Here is a 17,281-nt window from a genome sequence, read left to right as displayed (position 1 = left end):
AGGCGCTGGGCGCTGTCCATGAGGCCCATGTCGGCGCTGGACATCAGCGCCTCGATGTCCATCAGGATCAGCATGCGCTCGCCCACGCTGGCGATGCCGGTGATGAAGCTGGTGTCCACCGTGGTGTTCATCTCGGGCGCGGGCTTGATCAGCTCGCTGCTGAGTTCCAGCACGTCGGACACCGAATCCACCACCGCACCGACCACGCGACCGTGCACGTTGAGCACGATCACCACCGTGAACCCGTTGTATTCCACCTTCTCGCAGCCGAGCTTGGTGCGCAGGTCCACCACCGGCACGATCACGCCGCGCAGGTTGACCACGCCCTTGATGAACGCCGGTGCGTTGGCGATGCGTGTGGGCTCCTCGTACGAGCGGATCTCCTGCACGCGCAGGATGTCGATGCCGTATTCCTCCGCGCCCAGGCGGAAGGTCAGGAATTCGGCTTTCTTCGCCGCTGCGGCAGCGGCTGCGCGGTCACTGGCCTGGCGCGCAATGTGGCTGCCTTCGTGGTGCATGTCCATGGTATTCGGTCCTCGGAAAACGGATAAGGTCCATGAACTATCGGCCAGTCGGGCGCCAGCTGAAGTCGGAAAAAGACCGACAAAGCGGGGGCAAACCCGCGTCTTGGGCATGGGCTGCATACCGAAGTACACAATCCCTCACCGGGCCGCCGGGAAACGGCAGCGCCACCCGCGCAGCAGGTGGCACCCCGGGGACTTCAGGTCGGCTGGTTCAAGCAGCTGGCGAAGGGCAGACTGAGGGTCACTGCAGGCGCTGGGCGCTGTCCATGAGGCCCATGTCGGCGCTGGACATCAGCGCCTCGATGTCCATCAGGATCAGCATGCGCTCGCCCACGCTGGCGATGCCGGTGATGAAGCTGGTGTCCACCGTGGTGTTCATCTCGGGCGCGGGCTTGATCAGCTCGCTGCTGAGTTCCAGCACGTCGGACACCGAATCCACCACCGCACCGACCACGCGACCGTGCACGTTGAGCACGATCACCACCGTGAACCCGTTGTATTCCACCTTCTCGCAGCCGAGCTTGGTGCGCAGGTCCACCACCGGCACGATCACGCCGCGCAGGTTGACCACGCCCTTGATGAACGCCGGTGCGTTGGCGATGCGTGTGGGCTCCTCGTACGAGCGGATCTCCTGCACGCGCAGGATGTCGATGCCGTATTCCTCCGCGCCCAGGCGGAAGGTCAGGAATTCGGCTTTCTTCGCCGCTGCGGCAGTCGCTGCGCGGTCACTGGCCTGGCGCGCAATGTGGCTGCCTTCGTGGTGCATGTCCATGGTGGGGTTCTTTCGGTTCGGCGGATCAGAAACTTTCCCAGTCGTCGCTCGCACCGCTGGCGGACAGGGCCACGGATTTGGGCGCACTGGCTTGCATGGAAACGGCGGCAGGGGCCTGGGCCTTGACGGCCGGACGTGTCGCGGTGCGCACCGGGGCGGGACGGGCTTTGGCGCGCGCCGGCTGGGTCGACACCGACGTCGGCGCAGGGCGGGCCGTTGTCACGTGGCCCGAGAGCCGGAACACACCCACCGCCTGCACCAGTTGCTGAGCCTGCTGCTGCAGGCTGGAAGCCGCTGCGGCACTTTCTTCCACCAGTGCGGCGTTCTGCTGGGTGGCCTGGTCCAGCTGGTTCACGGCTTGGCTGACCTGATCCACACCCGCGTTCTGCTCGCTGCTGGCGCTGCTGATCTCACCCACGATATCGGTCACGCGCCGGATCGAGGTCACGATCTCCTGCATCGTGCTGCCGGCGCGGTCCACCAGGGCCGTGCCCTGATCCACACGTTCCACACTGGCGCTGATCAGCCCCTTGATTTCTTTCGCCGCCTCGGCGCTGCGCTGCGCCAGGTTGCGCACTTCGCCCGCCACCACGGCAAAGCCCCGGCCCTGCTCACCGGCGCGGGCCGCTTCCACGGCGGCGTTCAGCGCCAGGATGTTGGTCTGGAATGCAATGCCGTCGATCACGCCGATGATGTCGCTGATCTTCTTGCTGCTGTCGTTGATGTCCTTCATGGTCTGCACGACCTGATTCACCACCTCACCACCCTGCACCGCCACCGTGCTGGCACTGGCCGCGAGCTGGCTGGCCTGGCGTGCGTTGTCGGCGTTCTGGCTGGCGGTCGACCCCATTTGCTCCATCGAGGCAGAGGTTTCTTCCAGCGCCGAGGCCTGCTGCTCGGTGCGGCTGGAGAGGTCGGAGTTGCCCTGGGCGATCTGCGCGCTGGCCGTGGCCACGCTGTCAGCCCCCTGGCGCACCTCGGACACCACATGGGTGAGTGAGGCCTGCATGTCTTTCATCGCAGCCAGCAGGGGCGTGAATTCGTCGCGTACGTCGTCGTTCACCGATGTGGTCAGGTCGCCATCGCGCACCCGCTCGGCAACGGCCTGCGTGAGGGCCACACGGCGGCGCAACACCGAGGCCACATACGTCGAGAAAACCATCAGCACGACCAACAGGACCGCGGCCAGAATGGCAATCAGGTTCGCCGTTCTCAGCGCGTCTTTCTGAATCTGCTGGATGTCCCTGCCCAGTCCTTGGGTCTGGATCTCGATACCGCCATGGAAGGCCTTGAGCAACTGGTTGCGCGCGGGAATCGTCACGTCCACCAGATAGGCAAAGGCTTCTTCCTTCTTGCCCTCCTGGATCAGGGCGATGTTGGCCTCACCCTCCTTCCAGAACGCCGCCAGCAGGGGCGGCAAAGTGGCGAAATGCGACTTGCCTTCCTCGGAAAACAGACGCTTTTCGTAAGTCGAGAACAACCCGTCCATGTGCTGGCGCTTGTTGGTGATGTACGCCAAGGTCTCCTGCAGCTCCTGGGGATTGCGCGCCAGGATGGCGTGCCGGATTTGCAGCGAGACCTGGGTCACGTTGAGCTCCAGCTCGGCCACGGCGTTGAGCTGCGGCACACGGGTGCTGCCGGTGAAGCCGGCCAGATCGGCGGCCTGGTTCAGGCTGGTGTACGCGTAAACGCCCAAAGTGGCCAATGCCAACGAAATGGCGATACTGACCGCGTAAAGCCGGCGGGCAATGCCGAACGTGAATCCTGGACTCATGATGTCTTGACCTTCTAAGAATCAGCGCTTGAAGCAGTGGCCCTTTCGGGTCAGCGCAAAGCCCGAAATGGTGTCCGCAGAAAACCAATTGCCCCCACCAGCGTGGGGAGAAACAGAACTCGTTGGTGGTACGTTGGTTCTATATCGACGCCGACGCGTATCAATGAAATGCTAAATAGACGTGCATGTGCCAACTAGTTCGCACTATTTGGGTTTTGGAAAGGGCGTCTCGCAGGTGTCGCGCAGCCGGTTGGCGCTCTGGTAATTTCGCACCATGAACGTGCACGCCCCCCATCTGACCGCCACCCCCTGCATCGACAGCGACCACCCCGCGGTGATCGCCTTCGCGACCACGCACGCGCAGGGCAGCAACGACCGCGACCGCGCGGTGGCGCTGTACCTGGCGGTGCGCGACGGCCTGCGCTACGACCCCTACCGCATCGACCTGTCCGAACACGGCATGAAAGCCAGCACCGCGCTGGCCCGGGGCAGTGGCTGGTGTGTGCCCAAGGCGGTGGCCCTGGCGGCGGTCGCGCGCGCGACCGGTATCCCGGCGCGACTCGGTTTTGCCGATGTGCGCAACCACCTGTCCACCGAACGCCTGCGCCGGACCATGCAAACCGATGTGTTCGCCTGGCACGGCTACACCGAACTCTGGATCGACAACGGCTGGCGCAAGGCGACGCCGGCCTTCAACCTCTCACTGTGCGAGAAGTTCGGCTTGCTGCCGCTGGAATTCGATGGCGTGCACGATTCGCTCTACCACCCGTTTGACCGCGCTGGCCAGCGGCACATGGAATACGTGGCCGAGCGCGGCAGTTTTGACGACCTGCCACTGGCCGAGATCACCGCCACGTTTGCTGCGATCTACCCCGGCCTGCTGGCGGCAGCCGCAACGACGCCCGGCGACTTTGCGGCCGACGCCGCACGCGAAGCGGGCAGCGCCTCAGCTTGAGAAGCGGAACACCGCCGTGCTGGCCAGCAGGTTGGGCAGGGTGCGCACTTCGTGGCCTTCGTGCAGGCCGAAGCTGTCTTCGATGGTGAGGCCGTTGCGCCGCGCGAGCACCTCGAAATCCCGGTAGGTACCAACGCGGATGTTGGGCGTGTCGTACCACTGGTAGGGCAGGCGCTTGGTCACCGGCATGTGGCCCTGCAACACCGCCAGCCGGTTGGGCCAGTGGGCAAAGTTGGGAAAGGCCACGATGCCCAGGCGACCCACGCGCGCGGTCTCCAGCAGCATGGTCTGGGCGTTGCGCAGGTGTTGCAGGGTGTCGATCTGCAGCACCACGTCGAAAGCGTCGTCGCCGAACATGGTCAGACCGCCTTCGAGGTTGAGCTGCAGCACGTTGACACCGCGTTTGACGCAAGCCAGCACCTTGGCATCGTCGATCTCCACGCCGTAGCCACTGCAGCCGCGCGTGGCCTGCAGATGGGCCAGCAGGGCGCCGTCGCCGCAACCCAGGTCGAGCACGCGCGAGCCCGGCGGCACGAGCCGGGCGATGGATTCCAGAATGGCTTTTTCGCTCATTTTGTGACCTCCGTGCTGGCCACCGTGTGCTCGAAATAGGCCCGCACCGCCTGGTGGTAACGCGGGTCGTCGAGCAGGAAGGCATCGTGGCCGTGCGGCGCGTCGATCTCGGCGTAGCTCACGTCGCGTCCGTTTTCCAGCAGGGCCTTGACCATCTCGCGGCTGCGCGCGGGCGAGAAGCGCCAGTCGGTGGTGAAGCTCACCAGCAAGAACCGGGCTCTCGCTCGCGCCAGTGCGGCACTCAGGCTGCCACCGTGTTCGCGCGCGGGGTCGAAATAATCGAGCGCACGGGTGATCAGCAGGTAGGTGTTGGCGTCGAAATACTCGCTGAACTTGTCGCCCTGGTAGCGCAGGTAGCTCTCGATCTGGAACTCCACGTCCTGCGTGGTGTAGCGGTAGGCCAGCTCGGCGGTCTCGGCCGGGTCTTCCCCGTTGGCCGTGCGCAGGCTACGACCAAATTTTTCGTTCATCACGTCGTCGCTCAGGTACGTGATGTGGCCGATCATGCGGGCGATGCGCAGGCCACGCCGGGGCAGGGTGCCCTCGCGCAGGTAGTGGCCACCATGGAAATCGGGGTCGGTCACGATGGCGCGGCGCGCCACCTCGTTGAAGGCGATGTTCTCGGCCGTGAGGTTGGGCGCGCTGGCGACCACGATGGCGTGGCGCACGCGCTCGGGGTGCTGCAGGGTCCAGCTCAGCGTCTGCATGCCGCCCAGGCTGCCGCCCATGACGGCAGCCAGTTGCTCGATCCCCATGACGTCGAGCAGGCGCGCCTGCGCGTTGACCCAGTCTTCCACCGTGACCACGGGAAAGTCCGCACCCCAGGGCTGGCCGGTGGCGGGGTTGGTGTGGGTGGGGCCGGTGGAGCCGAAGCAGGAACCGAGGTTGTTGACGCCGATGACGAACCAGCGGTCGGTGTCCACGGCCTTGCCGGGCCCGATCATGTTGTGCCACCAGCCTTCGCTGCGCGGCAGCGGCTGGCCGTTGGCGTCGGCGTGCCAGCCGGCGACGTGGTGCGAGGCGTTGAGGGCGTGGCACACCAGCACCGCGTTGGAGCGGTCGGCGTTGAGCGTGCCGTAGGTTTCCACCACCAGCTCGTAGGCGGGCAGCACGGCGCCGCTCTTGAGCGGCAGCGGTTCGGTGAACCGGAACGTTTGGGGCGTGACGATCACTGCGGTATCCCCTGCCTGGCAGGGTCCAAAAACAAAAAACCCGGTGCCGCCAAGAGCGAGACCGGGAATCCCCCCTTTAGCGGCATTTCTTAAGCGCCCGCAATCTGGATCAAATCGGCGCTGCTGGCGAGTATAAATTGAAGCGTTGCGAGCGGGCAGCCCCCACCGGCACACCCCGCGTTTCGGGAAATGTTGCTAATCTGCATCGCGGGATTGGGCGCTTTCAGGCACCCGAAAAATTGTCACTATCCATGCGGCATTCAGCGCATAATCCTCCCGCGAGAGCCATCAGGCCTCGCTTGACAAGTGATCGGTTGGTTTCGCGTGCTACAGGTTTTTGTGTGCTAACGGGGCTCCATCGCTATTTTTCTCAGTGTTATTAGGAGTCCCAACCATGGGCAACAAACTGTACGTGGGCAACCTGCCCTACACCGTGCGTGACGAAGACCTGCAACAAGCTTTCAGCGCCTACGGCTCTGTCAACAGCGCCAAGGTCATGATGGAACGTGACACCGGCCGTTCGAAAGGCTTCGGCTTTGTCGAAATGGGCAGCGACGCAGAAGCGCAAGCTGCCGTTGAAGGCATGAACGGCCAGTCCCTGGGCGGTCGTAGCCTGGTGGTCAACGAAGCCCGTCCGATGGAAGCCCGTCCTCCCCGCACCGGCGGCGGCGGCTTTGGCGGCCCCCGCGGTGGTGGCGGCGGCTTCGGTGGTGGCGGTGACGGCGGCGGCTTCCGCAGCCCCTACGGCGGCGGTGGTCGTCGTGATGGCGGTGGCGGCGGTGGTCGCGGCGGTTACTGATCGCTCCCCCTGCCCACCCGGTTGTCGTGACCGGGTCGCTCAAAAAAAGCCCTTCGGCCTGCCCGGGTGGTTTTTTTTTCGTCTGCAGAAGTTGAAGACCGCGCCTTGTGTCAGGGTGGTCTGAGGCCGATATCCGTCAGCGGCACTTCAGCCACGGTGTGGATGTCAACGCACCATCGATCCTGTCCACGTCAACCCAGCGTGTCATTGAGAATGTTGGTCGCCCAGGCCATGGCGAAGAGAGCCTCCGTGGCGGTCGGGCGTTCGGACAGTCCGCCCGCGTCTTTGGCCGGCACCATGGTTTTCTTGGCGCTGTCGTAGCGGTACACCGCGGCCACGTGAATCACCTCCGACTGCGAGACGAAGCTGTAACAGGTGTTGGCAATGATGGGCAGGGACGGAACCGGCATGCCCATCGACTGCGCAGCGATCGCCCCGGCGCACACTTTGGCTTCCTGGTTGGCCATGTGCGCGGACTTGGGCATGCCGGGTGCACCCGCGATCGAATCCCCGAGCACGTAAACACCCTTGGCGGCGGTCGATTCGTAACTCAGGAAGTCCACGCCGCACCAGCGGTCGCCCACATTGGCCAGGCCGCTGCTGCGGGCAATGGCGCCGGCGCGCTGTGGCGGAATCACGTTGATCACCTGCGCCTTGACCTTGCCCTGCAGATCGAAGCTGAGCGTACCGCTCTGGGTGTCCACCGCTTTCAGGTCGGCGTTAGGCACGTACTCGATCTGCGCGCCGTAGCGGCTTTTCCAGACCGCTTCAAACAGGCCTTTCTTGGCCTGAATTTCCGGATTGGCATCAAACACCAGCAGCTTGGCTCCGGGTTTGCGCGTCTGCAGGAAATGGGCGATCAGGCTGGCCCGCTCATAGGGGCCAGGCGGGCAACGGTAGGGCACCTTGGGCACCGTCATGGCCACCACACCACCGTCGGGCAGGGCCTGCAGCATCTGGCGCAGTTGCTGGGTCTGCTCGCCCGCCTTCCAGGCGTGGGGCACGCGCGCCTGCTGGGCCGCGGTCTGCAAACCGTCGATGCCGTCGTACACGTAGTCAACCCCTGGCGCCACGATCAGCCGGTCATAGGGAATCTTCTCGGTCCCCACGCGCACCTCGCTCAGGCTGGTGTCGATCGCGTCGGCCCGGGCCCGCACCCAGCGCAGCCCGCTCTGGGCGACCAGGCGGCTGTAGGGCCGCGAGATGTCCCGCAGACTCAGACCACCATGGATCACGCGGTTGCTCATCGGGCACATGACGAACTCGCTGGCGGGCTCGATCAGCGTGATCTGCAGGGCGGGGTTGAATCGGTGCAGGTAGCGCGCGGCTGTGGCGCCCCCGAAACCACCCCCGATGATGACCACCCGTTCGCCGGTCTGCGCCGCCACACAGGGCGCCGCCAGCGTCGAAGCGGCGGCCAGGCCGGCCTGGAGAAATGTGCGTCGCTGGGTCATGCCGGGGGGGTTCATTTGAGTGCGGAAAAATGGTCGGCGATGCGGGCGAGTTCCTCGTCGCTGTAGCCCTTGGCGTGCTGGTGCATGATGGTGCCCTTGAGCTGGCCACTCTTGTAGGCCAGCAGCTTGCCCAGCAGATCCTTGGCGGGGCGCCCGCCAATGGCCAGGCCCGTGCCTTCGGCCCGACCATCAGGTCCGTGGCAGGCCATGCAACTGGTCGCCCAAACCTGGGCCTGAAATGCAGCCGGGTCTTTCGACTGTGCTTGCGCAGTCGCCACCCACCCCAGCCCCAGGCAGCAGATGACCCAAAACCGGTGGCCAGAGGCACGTTTCTGGATCAAGAACGGTGTGGGTGGAGCGAAGGTGTTGCGGGTCATCTCTGCCACTTTGGCTGAAAATCGAAAATTGCACTGTGATTTTTTACACAACTTGTGACGTGCGCAGCACCGCGAGCCCGTGATCGACAGTGAGCAAATCTGCACCGTATTGCTTTTGCATTCTTTCCCGATTCGGGCCTGCGACGCGCTCGCGCTGCCGCACCGGGACGGTCCCCGAATTTCAGGTTGCGGTGTCTTCGCTTTGCCGGTGCTTGCGAGGCCGACCGGCCAGCAATCGGTCGAAAAGGCCGTTCGGCAGCAGGCGCAGCAACTTGGCCACCACGCCCATCTGCCAGGGGATCACCCGGTAGCTGGTTTGTGCGGCGATGGCGTCAAACGCCTTCGCCGCAAAGACTTCCGGGCTCAACAGAAAGGGCATGGCGTAGCGGTTCTTGCGGGTGAGCGGTGTGTCTACATAGCCGGGCAAGAGCGTGACCACACCCACGCCACTGCGGCGGAGCTCGCCGCGCAGGCTCTCGCAATAGGCCACGACCGCGGCCTTGCTGGCACAGTAGGCCCCGTGCCCGGGCAAGCCACGAATGGCCGCCACGCTGGCGATGCCCACCAGCGTGCCACTGCCACGCCGGGCCATGGCGGCCACAAAGGGCTGGAAGGTGGCGGCCATGCCGGTGTTGTTGGTGGCAAAGGTGCGCGCCATCACATCGATGTCGTCCCTTTCGGCGGTGTCCATGCCGATGCTGATGCCGGCGTTGGCGATCACCACATCGGGCAGGCCCTGGTCAGCCAGACAGTCGGCACCGGCGGCCACGATGCTCGCGGTGTCGGACACATCGGCGTTGTAGATCCGGCAGGTGCTGTCATCCCAACCCTGGGCCTGCGCCCAGGTTTGCAGCTCGCCACTTCGGCGGGCCACCAAAGCCAACCGGTAGCCCGCCCGCGCATAGCGCAGCGCCAGCGCCTGGCCGATGCCGCTGGACGCCCCGGTGATGAACACCAGGGGGGCGGGCGGCAGGTCGTGCGACATCAAGGGCCCCGGGTGCAGAGACAGGGAGCGCCTCAGCGCGGTGCAAGCTGGGCGCGAACCCGGCCGTTGAGTACGACCACGCGCGAATCACCGCGGTAGTCGAGCGTGTCCGCCGTCATCTGGTCCTTGTCACGGATCAAGAGCACCGGAAGATCCGATTCGATGTGTTCCGGGTCGGTGCTCACCCGCAGAAATTCACCGTGAAACTCCATGCGCGGCAAGCGTTGGCCAGCGGCATCGCGTGCGGCCTGGCGCACCACCACCGCATCGCCCCTGAGCTCGTACACCGTGCCCTCGCCGTTGCTGATGATTTCGCGCGCCGTGGCCGTGGAGAGCTGGCGTTGCGCGCTGTAGGTGCGAATGCGTGCGGTGTCGATGACCGTGCGGTCCGTGTCGGGGTGGTGGCGGGCCTCGGCGCCGTAGACCTCGGTTTGCAGTGTTCCGTTGGGCGCAAACACCTTGACGGAAAACCGCCGCATGAAAAAGTCCGGCTCGTTGGTGACCAGTCGCTCGGGCTCGGGCTCAATGGGCTGGGGTGTGGCCTGCAGCAGGAGATAGGACGCCAGCGCCAGCGGCATCATCAGCAGCACCGGGATGTACAGGGAGAGCTGGTCCCAGATCCGGCTCAGGCCCCTGCGGCGCTTCTTCACCTGGGGATCGGCGGGTGCGGGTGCGTTCACGATGCGGCCGCCTCCAGCTCACGCGCATAGTGACCGCTGGCCACCAGCAACAGATCGCACAGCTCGCGCACAGCGCCTGCCCCTGGCAGGCGCTGTGTGACATGGTGGGCCAGGGCCAGCAATTCGGGATGGGCGGTGGGTGGCGCACAGGCGAGTGCGGCACGCCGCAGCATGGGCAGGTCGGGCCAGTCATCGCCCATGGCCGCAGCGGCCGACCAGTCCAGACCCAGTTCGGCCAGGATGGCCTCGGCCGCCGGCCGCTTGTCTTCGGTGCCGAAACGCGTGTGGACCACGCCCAGGGCTTTCAGGCGAGCGCGCAAGGCCAGCGAATCGCGCCCGCTCACCACGGCCGGCGTGATGCCGGCCCGCTGCAGCAGCTTGATGCCATGACCGTCGAGCGTGTGAAAGCGCTTGAGAGTTTCACCCGACTCGCCGAAATACAGGCCGCCATCCGTCAGCACACCGTCCACGTCGAAGAACACCACACGCACAGGCTGCGCGCGCAACAACAGCTCGGGCGGGAAGTTCAGCGTGGGACGCAGCGGCGGCGAATCAGAAGACATGAAGCAATGCTAACCGGGGAGAAGAAAAATACCGAGTGAGGCCGCGCAAACCCAGGGCGCCGCGGAACCGGTGTCGCCGGGCCGCCAGCTCCGCCCCCTGGGGGTGACGCCGAAGGCGGCGCGGGGGGTCAAATGACTTTCGCCCGCATGAGATCGTTGCTGTTGAGCGCGCCGGTCAGGCTGCCCGCATCATCCACCACCAGCAGGCTGGTGACACGGTTCGATTCCATCAGGTCCGCGGCTTCCACCGCCAGGGCATCGGCCCGCACGGTGCGGGGATTGGGGTGCATGACTTCGCGCGCAGTGAGCGCGCGCAGGTCCACGCTGCTGCCGGATCTTTCAATCAGGCGGCGCAGATCGCCGTCGGTAAACACGCCCAGCACCGCGCCCTCGCCATCGACGATGGCGCTCATACCCAGGCCCTTGGCGCTGATCTCGCGCATCAGCGTCATCAGATCGGCGTCCAGGCGCACGCGCGGCACGTCATCGCCGCTGCGCATCACGTCGCTCACGTGGGTCAGCAGCTTGCGCCCCAGCGCGCCACCGGGGTGGGAGCGGGCGAAGTCGTCGGCCTTGAAGCCCCGCGCGTCCAGCAGCGCCACGGCCAGCGCGTCGCCCATGGCCAGTTGGGCCGTGGTGCTGGCGGTGGGGGCCAGGTTGTGGGGGCAGGCTTCCTTTTCGACCGAGGCGTCGAGCACCACGGCGGCATGCCGGCCCAGGGTGGACTGCACGCGGCCGGTGAGCGCCACCAGGGGCACGCCCATGCGCTTGATCAAGGGCAGGATGGCCGTGAGCTCTTCGCTCTCACCGCTGTTGCTGATGCCCAGCACCACGTCAGCCGCCGTGATCATGCCGAGGTCACCGTGGCTGGCCTCAGCCGGGTGCACAAACATCGCGGGTGTGCCGGTCGAAGCGAGGGTGGCGGCGATCTTGCGACCCACATGGCCGCTCTTGCCCATGCCCATGACCACCACGCGACCGCTGCTGCCCAGCACGAGGGCCACCGCGCGGGCGAAGCTGTCGCCCATGCGATCGGCCATGGCGTTGACGGCTGTCGCCTCGATGCTGAGGGTTTCGCGTGCGAGGGACAGGGCGCGCACCGGGTCGAACGTGGAGGGCAGACTCATGCCCGGATTATCGTCGCTGGACCCGCTCCGGGCTGTCGCGGCGAGCCCTTACCATTGCTTCATGAATTCGCTGGACATCACCCTGCTCTACCTGCTGGCCGCCGTGCTGGGCGTGGTGGTGTGCCGCCAGTTCAAGCTGCCGCCCATGCTGGGCTACCTGGTGGTGGGCGTGGTGATCGGGCCGAACGCGCTGGCACTGGCACAGAACTCCAGCGGCGTGCGCTACCTGGCGGAATTCGGCGTGGTTTTCCTGATGTTCGTGATCGGACTGGAATTCAGTCTGCCCAAGCTGCGGGCGATGCGGCGCCACGTGTTCGGACTCGGCCTGTCCCAGGTGGTGCTCACCCTGCTGATCACTTCAGCCGCTTCGCTGGCCATGGCCTTGCTGCTGCCCACCTGGTGGAAGGTGTCCTGGCAGATCGCGGTCGCGCTGGGCGGCATCATGGCCATGAGCAGCACGGCCATCGTGATCAAGATGGTGGCCGAGCGGCTGGAGCTGGAGTCGGAACACGGCAAACGGGTGGTGGGCATCCTGCTGTTCCAGGACTTGGCCGTGGTGCCGCTGCTGGTGCTGATCCCTGCGCTCGGCGCAGCCCCGGAAGACCTGTTGCCCGCCCTGGGTCTGGCCTTGTTCAAGGCGGTGGTGCTGCTGGGGGTGTTGCTCACCGGCGGCCAGAAGGTCATGCGCTGGTGGCTCACGCTGGTGGCCCGGCAGAAAAGCGATGAACTGTTCATGCTCAACCTGCTGCTCATCACCCTGGGCCTGGCGTGGCTGACCGAACACGCCGGCCTGTCGCTGGCGCTGGGCGCGTTCGTGGCCGGCATGCTGATTTCGGAAACCGAGTTCAAGCACCAGGTGGAGACCGACATCCGGCCATTCCACGATGTCTTGCTTGGGCTGTTCTTCATCACCATCGGCATGATGCTCGACTGGCGGCTGGTGCTGGAACGCTGGCCACTGGTGCTGCTGCTGCTGTCGCTGTCGGTGGCGTTCAAGCTGGCCCTGATCACCGGGTTGACGAGGGTCTGGGGCGCGAGCATGGGGGTGTCGCTGCGCGTGGGCCTGTACCTGGCGCAGGCCGGCGAGTTCGGGTTGGTGCTGCTCACGCTGGCCGGACAGAACAACCTGGTGCCGCCGGCGCTCTTCAACCCCATCCTGGCGTCGATGGTCGTGTCCATGCTGGCCACCCCCTTCGTGATCCTGTACGCCAACGACATCGTCAGCCGGGTGGTGGGCAGCGACTGGCTGATGCAGTCGGTGCAGATGACCAGCATCGCGCGCAAGGCGATCAACGCCGACAAACACGTGATCATCTGCGGCTACGGTCGCTGCGGCCAGAACCTGGCGCGGCTGCTGGAGGCCGAAGGCATTCCCTACATGGCACTCGACCTGGATCCCGACCGCGTGCGCCAGGCCGCTGCGGCCGGGGACTCGGTCGTCTTTGGTGACGCGGCGCGCCTGCAGGCCCTGATCGCTGCCGGCCTGCACCGCGCCAGCGCGGTGGTGATCACCTACATCGAGACCGCCAGCGCGCTCAAGGTGCTGCACCACACCCACGAACAGGCCCCCCAGGTGCCGGTGGTGGTGCGCACCATCGATGACGCTGATCTGGAGAAGCTGCGCAGCGCTGGCGCCACCGAGGTGGTGCCTGAAGCGATCGAGGCCAGCCTGATGCTGGCCAGCCACGCGCTGGCGCTGGTGGGTGTGCCGATGCGGCGCGTGATCCGCGTCGTGCAGGACCAGCGCGACGCGCGCTACAACCTGCTCAAGGGCTACTTCCACGGGGCGGACGACGATGGCATCGAAGAAGCCGAACACGAGCGCCTGAACACCGTGACGCTGCCGTCGGCCGGTCGTACGGTCGGCAAGACGCTGGGCAGCCTGGCGCTCGAAACCGTGGGCGTGCGCGTCGCCAACCTGCGCCGGTCCAGCGGCCATGGCGTGCCCTTCGACGACGACACGGTGCTCGAAGGCGGCGACACTCTGGTGCTCAGCGGCAAAGCGCCTGCGCTGGCGCTGGCCGAAGACCGGCTGCTGTCGGGTTGACGGACCGGTTCCCTTCCGCCGCCCCCTCAAACCCCAGCGCACCGGCGCTCCTCAACCCGGATCACACCATGGACAGCACCGACTACCTCAAATCCCACATCCGGACCGTGCCCGACTGGCCTGCGCCCGGCGTGCAGTTCCGCGACATCACGCCCCTGCTGCAGGACCCCCGGGTGTTCCGCGTGCTGATCGACACCTTTGTGCACCGCTACATGGCGCCGTCCCTGCGCCCCACCGTGGTGGCCGGGCTGGACGCGCGGGGCTTCATCATTGGTTCGGTGGTGGCCTACGAACTCGGCCTGGGCTTCGTGCCGATCCGCAAGAAGGGCAAGCTGCCCTTCACCACGGTGGAAGAAACCTACGAGCTGGAATACGGCAGCGCCACGGTCGAACTGCACACCGATGCGGTCAAACCGGGCGACCGGGTCCTGCTGATCGACGACCTCATCGCCACGGGCGGCACCATGATGGCCGGCGCACGGCTGCTGGAGAAACTGGGGGCCGAAGTGATGGAAGGCGCCGCCATCGTTGACCTGCCCGAACTGGGCGGCTCAGCCCGGCTGCGGGCCAGCGGACTGCCGTTGTTCACGCTGGTGGATTTCTCGGGCCACTGACGCCGTGGCCCTCGCAGCGGTGCTGCCGCGGTCCGCGCCGACGAAGGCGCGGGACGCTCGGGGGCATCATCACCCCTTACAGTTTTCCGTACTGCGTTTCGCTCAGTGCCGAAAAATCGCTGTGCGATTCGGGCGGGGGAACATCGGCCTCCGTGTCCAGCCGGTGCACCGGCAGCGCGGGCGTCTGCAGCGCTCGCCGAAACGCATTCACCTCATCGGCTGCCACGGGCTGCGCCCGGCCACTGGACGGCGTGAGCACCGGGACCGGGATCGCGGTGGGGTTGTCCGACGTGGCCTGGCGCTGTGTCTGCGCTGCCACCGCCGCCTTGAGCGCAATGCCCCGCTGGTCCTGAGCCGCCTTGCGCCGCCAGTAGACCCCCTGCACGGCCATGGTGTGGCGCTTGTCGGCGCTGCTCTGGATCCAGCGTTCAATTTCCAGCAGGTATTCATCGGGCATGACGTCGGCGGGCAACGCCAGATCGATCAGCACCAGAAACCGGTCTCCGTTGGCGTCGAGCTTGAGCACCTTGAATTCGTAGCTGGTCGACAGCACCCCGGCCCGGATCAGGGACTCGCGCACCACCGAAAACAGCTGCTCCCGACGCAGGATGCGCCGGCCACGGCGCGGCGAGATCAGGGGCAAGGTGGTCTGGCCGAAGGAACGGCGAGGCTTCGCATGGCCACCGTTGGCACCGGGATCCGATTTTCTGGCTTGAAGCCACCGCAATAGGGACATGGTCGAAGTATGCGTTGCCGGGGGCATCGCGATGTGAGAAAAAGTGAGGGAATATTGGAGCAAACAGCGCGTGCGCTACTTGATTCAGGTCACAGCCACGCGTTTGGGCCGGTTGTACATGCGGCGCGCCAGCACCGCGGCCATGGCCACCGACAACTCCAGCGCGATCTGCGGGAAACGGGTGGAAAGCTCTCGAAAACGCAAGGGCGTGAGGCACCATAGCCGGCTGGGTGCACCCGCCTGCACAGTCGCACTGCGCGGCAGGTGGCTAAAAAATGCACCCTCACCCAGCAGCGACCCGGGGCCCACCAGTGCGATGCGCACACGCTCCTTCACGTCTTCGTAGTGCACCGTCAGGCTGCCCGTCTCGACAAAATAGACCGTTCGGTCCTTCACGCCCTGCTCGATCAGCACCTGTCCCTGCTGCAGGGAGACTGGCTGCAGGAAATCGGCCAAGCCCTGCCACTGTGGCTCGGTCAGGTTCAGCGGCACCGCATCCAGCGCGCTGCTCTGCCTCATCGCCTGGGCCAGGCCCATGATGTCGGCACGCATTGGCGCTGGTAGGCTGGCGTTCATTCGGCAACATTAACCGTGAGGGGCCCGCGCGTGCAAGCCCGCGCCGTGTGCATTAACGGCTGCTTACAGTTGCGCTCCAGACGGTGGCGCAAGAACGCCAGGCGGTGCGCTGCGGACTATTTGCCGATGCAAAAGCGCGAAAAAATCTCGCCAAGCAGGTCGTCGGCGCTGAATTCGCCGGTGATTTCACCCAGTGCCTGTTGGGCCAGACGCAGTTCTTCGGCCATCAGGTCCAGGTGTTCGGCCTGTGCGGCCAGCAGCGTGTGCGCGCCGTCGAGGTGTGTGCCCACGCGCGCCAGCGCCTGCAGGTGACGTTCGCGTGCCATGAACAGGCCGTCGCCCGCGTGCTGCCAGCCGGCCAGGTCCAGCAGGCGCTGGCGCAGGGCCTCCAGTCCGTCGCCGTTTTTGGCGGAAATCGCGAGCTCGCCCGCCCGTGCGCGATCCGACAGCATGGCCCGGGCGCTGTCGCTGCACTGATCGAGCTTGTTCCACACCTGCAGCACGGTCACCCCGCCGGGCAGGGCGGCAGCGATGTCCGCATCGGCGGACTGGTAGGTCAGGCTGTCGCTGCGGGTGAGATCGTGCAGGAACAGCACTGCGTCGGCCTGGTGGATCTGGCCCCAGGCGCGTTCGATGCCGATCTTTTCCACTTCGTCCACGTCCGGGCTGTCGCGCAGACCCGCGGTGTCGATCACGTGCAGCGGCACGCCCTCGATCTGGATCGTCTGCTGAACCACATCGCGCGTGGTGCCGGCCACCGGTGTCACGATCGCCAGCTCGGCACCGGCCAGCGCGTTGAGCAGCGAGCTTTTTCCCGCGTTGGGTTGTCCGGCAATCACCACCGTGAGTCCGTCGCGCAGCAACGCCCCCTGCCGGGCCTGGGTCCGCACATCGGCCAACGCGGTGCGCAAGCGCTGCAGCTGACCCGTGGCGTCGGCCTTCTTCAGAAAGTCGATCTCCTCCTCCGGGAAATCCAGCGTCGCCTCGACCAGCATGCGCAGGTTGATGAGCGCGTCGCGCAGCGCATGGATGCGCTCGGAAAACACGCCCGCGAGCGAGCGGCTGGCGCTGCGCGCGGCGGCTTCGGTGCTGGCATCGATCAGGTCGGCCACCGCCTCGGCCTGTGCCAGGTCGAGTTTGTCGTTGTGGAACGCCCGCTCGGTGAACTCGCCAGCGCGCGCCGGGCGCAGGCCGGGCAGCTGCTGCTGGTCTTCTGCGACGGGCGTCTGTGCCACCTGCAGACAGCGTGCCAGCAGCAGCTGCAACACCACCGGCCCTCCGTGGCCCTGCAGCTCCAGCACGTCCTCGCCGGTGTACGAATGGGGCCCGGGAAACCACAGCGCCAGGCCATGGTCGATGGGCTGGCCGTCCGCATCGGGGAACGGCAGGTAAGTGGCCTCGCGCGGTTTCAGCGCCCGCCCGAGCAGGGCCTGAACGAACGCCGCCAACCCCCGGCCCGACACCCGCACGATACCCACCGCCCCGCGACCGGGTGCGGTGGCGATGGCAACGATGGGATCGCGGGAAGCGGAGAGCATGGGCGGATTCTGCGG

Annotated in this window: 18 protein-coding genes; 4 read left to right on the top strand and 14 right to left on the bottom strand. The window is 66.1% G+C overall.

Annotated features, from left to right (window positions below; genetic code table 11):
- From ACN5W5_RS16935 to ACN5W5_RS16925, 3 genes are all read right to left on the bottom strand, one after another.
- Positions 1 to 524, bottom strand: a 524-nt coding sequence (locus ACN5W5_RS16935; protein WP_420049655.1) for a chemotaxis protein CheW, incomplete at its 3' end; no start/stop codon positions are given.
- A 241-nt stretch (positions 525 to 765) separates the two neighbouring features.
- Positions 766 to 1,296, bottom strand: a complete 531-nt coding sequence (locus tag ACN5W5_RS16930; protein WP_420049654.1) for a chemotaxis protein CheW — start codon at positions 1,294 to 1,296, stop codon at positions 766 to 768.
- A gap of 25 nt (positions 1,297 to 1,321) precedes the next feature.
- Positions 1,322 to 3,070, bottom strand: a complete 1,749-nt coding sequence (locus ACN5W5_RS16925; protein WP_420049653.1) for a methyl-accepting chemotaxis protein — start codon at positions 3,068 to 3,070, stop codon at positions 1,322 to 1,324.
- A gap of 274 nt (positions 3,071 to 3,344) precedes the next feature.
- On the opposite strand from ACN5W5_RS16925, the gene ACN5W5_RS16920 reads away from it, so the two are divergent.
- A complete protein-coding gene (locus tag ACN5W5_RS16920; RefSeq protein ID WP_420049652.1) occupies positions 3,345 to 4,025 on the top strand; it encodes a transglutaminase domain-containing protein in 681 nt (226 codons plus the stop codon).
- Here ACN5W5_RS16920 and metW read toward each other — a convergent pair.
- Together metW and metX are read right to left on the bottom strand one after the other, a co-directional pair.
- Entirely contained in the window at positions 4,017 to 4,598 is a 582-nt protein-coding gene (gene metW, locus ACN5W5_RS16915) for a methionine biosynthesis protein MetW (RefSeq protein ID WP_304922579.1), read from the bottom strand. The two genes, ACN5W5_RS16920 and metW, sit on opposite strands and share 9 nt — an antisense overlap.
- Positions 4,595 to 5,770: a homoserine O-succinyltransferase MetX gene (gene metX / locus ACN5W5_RS16910; protein ID WP_420049651.1), complete on the bottom strand. Its 1,176-nt coding sequence runs from the start codon at positions 5,768 to 5,770 to the stop codon at positions 4,595 to 4,597. The genes metW and metX overlap by 4 nt, the downstream gene beginning before the upstream one ends.
- A gap of 394 nt (positions 5,771 to 6,164) precedes the next feature.
- Here metX and ACN5W5_RS16905 point away from each other — a divergent pair, with 394 nt between their 5' ends.
- Positions 6,165 to 6,569 (top strand): RNA recognition motif domain-containing protein, encoded by a 405-nt coding sequence (locus ACN5W5_RS16905; RefSeq protein ID WP_420049650.1) that lies wholly within the window; start codon positions 6,165 to 6,167, stop codon positions 6,567 to 6,569.
- Between the two features lie 191 nt (positions 6,570 to 6,760).
- On the opposite strand, the gene ACN5W5_RS16900 is transcribed toward ACN5W5_RS16905, so the two are convergent.
- The 6 genes from ACN5W5_RS16900 to ACN5W5_RS16875 form a co-directional block, all read right to left on the bottom strand.
- Positions 6,761 to 8,023 (bottom strand): FCSD flavin-binding domain-containing protein, encoded by a 1,263-nt coding sequence (locus ACN5W5_RS16900; protein ID WP_420049649.1) that lies wholly within the window; start codon positions 8,021 to 8,023, stop codon positions 6,761 to 6,763.
- 11 nt (positions 8,024 to 8,034) lie between these two features.
- Positions 8,035 to 8,232, bottom strand: coding sequence for a c-type cytochrome (locus ACN5W5_RS16895; protein ID WP_420049648.1), 198 nt, complete (start codon positions 8,230 to 8,232; stop codon positions 8,035 to 8,037).
- A 349-nt stretch (positions 8,233 to 8,581) separates the two neighbouring features.
- Complete coding sequence (locus ACN5W5_RS16890) at positions 8,582 to 9,385, bottom strand: SDR family oxidoreductase (RefSeq protein ID WP_420049647.1); 804 nt, start codon at positions 9,383 to 9,385, stop codon at positions 8,582 to 8,584.
- A 32-nt stretch (positions 9,386 to 9,417) separates the two neighbouring features.
- Positions 9,418 to 10,065 (bottom strand): LPS export ABC transporter periplasmic protein LptC, encoded by a 648-nt coding sequence (gene lptC / locus ACN5W5_RS16885; RefSeq protein WP_420049646.1) that lies wholly within the window; start codon positions 10,063 to 10,065, stop codon positions 9,418 to 9,420.
- On the bottom strand, positions 10,062 to 10,628 hold the full coding sequence (locus ACN5W5_RS16880) for a KdsC family phosphatase (protein WP_420049645.1): 567 nt from the start codon (positions 10,626 to 10,628) through the stop codon (positions 10,062 to 10,064). The genes lptC and ACN5W5_RS16880 overlap by 4 nt, the downstream gene beginning before the upstream one ends.
- Positions 10,629 to 10,756: 128 nt before the next feature.
- Positions 10,757 to 11,755: a KpsF/GutQ family sugar-phosphate isomerase gene (locus ACN5W5_RS16875; protein ID WP_420049644.1), complete on the bottom strand. Its 999-nt coding sequence runs from the start codon at positions 11,753 to 11,755 to the stop codon at positions 10,757 to 10,759.
- Between the two features lie 61 nt (positions 11,756 to 11,816).
- Between ACN5W5_RS16875 and ACN5W5_RS16870 the strand changes: the two genes are divergently transcribed.
- Together ACN5W5_RS16870 and ACN5W5_RS16865 are read left to right on the top strand one after the other, a co-directional pair.
- Entirely contained in the window at positions 11,817 to 13,802 is a 1,986-nt protein-coding gene (locus tag ACN5W5_RS16870; RefSeq protein WP_177136711.1) for a monovalent cation:proton antiporter family protein, read from the top strand.
- A 68-nt stretch (positions 13,803 to 13,870) separates the two neighbouring features.
- Positions 13,871 to 14,416, top strand: coding sequence for an adenine phosphoribosyltransferase (locus ACN5W5_RS16865; RefSeq protein ID WP_420049643.1), 546 nt, complete (start codon positions 13,871 to 13,873; stop codon positions 14,414 to 14,416).
- Between the two features lie 76 nt (positions 14,417 to 14,492).
- On the opposite strand, the gene ACN5W5_RS16860 is transcribed toward ACN5W5_RS16865, so the two are convergent.
- From ACN5W5_RS16860 to mnmE, 3 genes are all read right to left on the bottom strand, one after another.
- The gene (locus ACN5W5_RS16860) at positions 14,493 to 15,152 is read right to left on the bottom strand and encodes a hypothetical protein (RefSeq protein WP_420049642.1); all 660 of its coding nucleotides are present in this window, start codon (positions 15,150 to 15,152) and stop codon (positions 14,493 to 14,495) included.
- A gap of 84 nt (positions 15,153 to 15,236) precedes the next feature.
- Positions 15,237 to 15,728, bottom strand: coding sequence for a Crp/Fnr family transcriptional regulator (locus ACN5W5_RS16855; protein WP_420049641.1), 492 nt, complete (start codon positions 15,726 to 15,728; stop codon positions 15,237 to 15,239).
- A 116-nt stretch (positions 15,729 to 15,844) separates the two neighbouring features.
- Positions 15,845 to 17,266, bottom strand: coding sequence for a tRNA uridine-5-carboxymethylaminomethyl(34) synthesis GTPase MnmE (gene mnmE / locus ACN5W5_RS16850; RefSeq protein ID WP_420049640.1), 1,422 nt, complete (start codon positions 17,264 to 17,266; stop codon positions 15,845 to 15,847).
- Positions 17,267 to 17,281 lie beyond the last annotated feature (15 nt).

It is taken from the genome of Hydrogenophaga sp. ZJX-1, from assembly GCF_048590325.1.
Taxonomy (GTDB): Bacteria; Pseudomonadota; Gammaproteobacteria; order Burkholderiales; family Burkholderiaceae_C; genus Hydrogenophaga.
Note: the sequence above shows the minus strand (reverse complement) of the source record. Positions and strands in the feature narration are given on the sequence as shown.

Excerpts from the sequence above, each read along its gene's own strand:
- ACN5W5_RS16930 (WP_420049654.1), bottom strand. The coding sequence starts at position 1,296 with ATGGACATGCACCACGAAGGCAGCCACATTGCGCGCCAGGCCAGTGAC.
- ACN5W5_RS16925 (WP_420049653.1), bottom strand. The coding sequence starts at position 3,070 with ATGAGTCCAGGATTCACGTTCGGCATTGCCCGCCGGCTTTACGCGGTC.
- ACN5W5_RS16920 (WP_420049652.1), top strand. The coding sequence starts at position 3,345 with ATGAACGTGCACGCCCCCCATCTGACCGCCACCCCCTGCATCGACAGC.
- metW (WP_304922579.1), bottom strand. The coding sequence starts at position 4,598 with ATGAGCGAAAAAGCCATTCTGGAATCCATCGCCCGGCTCGTGCCGCCG.
- ACN5W5_RS16905 (WP_420049650.1), top strand. The coding sequence starts at position 6,165 with ATGGGCAACAAACTGTACGTGGGCAACCTGCCCTACACCGTGCGTGAC.
- ACN5W5_RS16900 (WP_420049649.1), bottom strand. The coding sequence starts at position 8,023 with ATGACCCAGCGACGCACATTTCTCCAGGCCGGCCTGGCCGCCGCTTCG.
- ACN5W5_RS16895 (WP_420049648.1), bottom strand. The coding sequence starts at position 8,232 with ATGGCCTGCCACGGACCTGATGGTCGGGCCGAAGGCACGGGCCTGGCC.
- ACN5W5_RS16890 (WP_420049647.1), bottom strand. The coding sequence starts at position 9,385 with ATGTCGCACGACCTGCCGCCCGCCCCCCTGGTGTTCATCACCGGGGCG.
- ACN5W5_RS16880 (WP_420049645.1), bottom strand. The coding sequence starts at position 10,628 with ATGTCTTCTGATTCGCCGCCGCTGCGTCCCACGCTGAACTTCCCGCCC.
- ACN5W5_RS16875 (WP_420049644.1), bottom strand. The coding sequence starts at position 11,755 with ATGAGTCTGCCCTCCACGTTCGACCCGGTGCGCGCCCTGTCCCTCGCA.
- ACN5W5_RS16870 (WP_177136711.1), top strand. The coding sequence starts at position 11,817 with ATGAATTCGCTGGACATCACCCTGCTCTACCTGCTGGCCGCCGTGCTG.
- ACN5W5_RS16865 (WP_420049643.1), top strand. The coding sequence starts at position 13,871 with ATGGACAGCACCGACTACCTCAAATCCCACATCCGGACCGTGCCCGAC.
- ACN5W5_RS16860 (WP_420049642.1), bottom strand. The coding sequence starts at position 15,152 with ATGTCCCTATTGCGGTGGCTTCAAGCCAGAAAATCGGATCCCGGTGCC.
- ACN5W5_RS16855 (WP_420049641.1), bottom strand. The coding sequence starts at position 15,728 with ATGAACGCCAGCCTACCAGCGCCAATGCGTGCCGACATCATGGGCCTG.
- mnmE (WP_420049640.1), bottom strand. The coding sequence starts at position 17,266 with ATGCTCTCCGCTTCCCGCGATCCCATCGTTGCCATCGCCACCGCACCC.